1 protein-coding gene is annotated in these 2,286 nt (G+C 73.7%); it reads left to right on the top strand.

Annotated features, from left to right (window positions below; all coding sequences use genetic code 11):
- On the top strand, positions 1 to 2,286 hold a 2,286-nt coding region (locus tag ACH4PY_RS37060; protein ID WP_398192927.1), incomplete at both ends, for a condensation domain-containing protein.

The following is a 2,286-nucleotide window of genomic DNA, read 5'->3' as shown; positions in this document are numbered from 1 at the left end:
CCGGCCCGTGTCACCATCGGCACCCCGATCGCCAACACCACCGTCCGCGTCCTGGACACCCACGGCGCCCCCGCCCCCATCGGTGTGCCCGGCGAACTCCTCATCGGCGGCGCCGGACTGGCCGACGGCTACCACCACCGCCCCGACCTGACCGCCCAGCGCTTCACCACCCACCACGGGCAGCGCCTCTACCGCACCGGCGACATCGTCCGCCGCCTCCCCGACGGCACCCTGGACTACCACGGCCGCACCGACGACCAGATCAAACTCCGCGGCCACCGCATCGAACCCGGCGAGATCGCCACCGCCCTCGAAACCCACCCCCGCATCCGCCAGGCCGTCGTCACCGTCCACGACGAGAACCTCCTCGCCCACTACGTCCCCGGCCAACCCGCACCCGAACCCGCCGAGTTGAAGACCCACCTGGCCGCCCTCCTGCCCGGCTACATGGTCCCCACCACCTACATCGCCCTCACCGCCCTCCCCCTCACCCCCAACGGCAAGATCGACCGCAAAGCCCTCCCCCACCCCGACGCCGAGCAGCGCCCCACCGGGCAGGGCCGGGCCCCGCAGACCGCGGCCGAGCAGCTCGTCGCCGAGATCTACGCCGAGGTCCTGGACCTCACCGCGCAGGTCCACGCCGAGGACGACTTCTTCGCGCTCGGCGGGCACTCCCTGCGCGCCGCCATGCTCACCGCCCGCCTCAACGCCCGCAGCGGGGCGGCGATCCCCGTCGGCGACGTCTTCCGGCACCCGGTCGTCGCCGACCTCGCCCGGCAGGTCGAGGCCGCCGCGCCCGGCACGATCTCCGCGCCCGTGCCGCGCCCGGAGGGCACGCAGCCGCCGCTGTCGCCCGCCCAGGAACGCCTGTGGTTCCTCGCCCGGCTGGACCCGCAGGACGCGTCGTACAACATGTGGATGGCCAAGCGCCTGCGCGGCCCGCTCGACGAAAGTGCGCTGCGCCGCGCGCTGGACGCGGTCACCACCCGGCACGAGATCCTGCGCACCCGCTTCCCCGAGGCCGACGGCGAGCCCACCGCCGTCGTCGAGCCCCCCTCAGCCGTACCGGTCGAGGTGCTGACGGCCGCCGACGAGCACGCCGCCGCGGAGCTGGTGTCGGCCCGCACGAACACCCCGCTCGACCTCGGCGCCGCGCCGCCGCTGCGCGCGACCCTGATCCGGCTGGGCGCCGACGACCACGTGGTGCTGCTGGTCATGCATCACATCCTGGGTGACGGCTGGTCCCTCAACATCCTCTACGACGAGCTGGCCGCCCTCTACTCCGGCCGCGAACTCGCCCCGCTGCCCGTGCAGTTCGGCGACATCGCCCTGTGGCAGCGCGGGCAGGACACCACCGAAGCCCTCGCCTACTGGCAGCAGCGCCTCACCGACCCGACCCCGCTCGGCCTGCCCCTGGACCGTCCGCGCGCGGCCGTGCCCAAGCGCCGCGGCGCCCTGACCGCGCTGCGGCTCGACGCACGCGACACGGCGGCCCTCACCCGTACCGGCCGGGAGCACGGCAGCACGATGTTCATGGTGCTGCTGGCCGCCTACCACGCCCTGCTCGCCCGCCACACCGGCCAGAACGACATCCTCGTCGGCACCGTCACCGCAGGCCGCGACCGCCTCGAACTCGAACCCGCCATCGGCTACCTCACCGACGTCCTCGTCCTGCGCGCCGACCTCACCGACAACCCCACCCTCGGCACCCTCCTGGACCGCACCCGCGACGACGTCCTGGCCGCCTTCGCCCACCAGGGCATCCCCTTCGAGGAGTTGGCCGCCCGCCTGCGCGTCGTCCGCGACCCCGCCCGCACCCCCCTCTTCCAGACCATGGCCATCCTCCACACCGAGGACGCCGAGCACGCCGCCGACGCCTTCGCGGGCCTGCGCACGAGCACCTACGACGGCGGGTTCGAGCAGGCGAAGTTCGACCTCATGCTGGAGGCCTGGCAGGACGACGACGGGCTGCTCGTGACCTTCGTCTACGACGCGGAGATCTTCGACGCGGCCACGATCGAGCGGATGACCGAGCGCTTCGCCCGCCTGCTACGCGCCCTCCCCGACCACACCGCCACACCCTTCGCGGCCGTCCCGATCCTCAGCCCGGACGACACCACCGTCCTGGACGGCCCGCACCTCACCGAAACCCCCGCCTTCCTCGACCAGTTCGCCGAACAGGTCCGCCTCCGGCCCGACGCCATCGCCCTGACCTGCGGCGACCAGCACCTCACCTACGCCCAGCTCGACACCCGCGCCCGCCACCTGGCCACCACCCTCCCCCAC

Origin of the sequence: Streptomyces sp. NPDC021224, from assembly GCF_044332905.1 — a bacterium.
In the GTDB taxonomy this organism is placed as follows: domain Bacteria; phylum Actinomycetota; class Actinomycetes; order Streptomycetales; family Streptomycetaceae; genus Actinacidiphila.
Note: the sequence above shows the minus strand (reverse complement) of the source record. Positions and strands in the feature narration are given on the sequence as shown.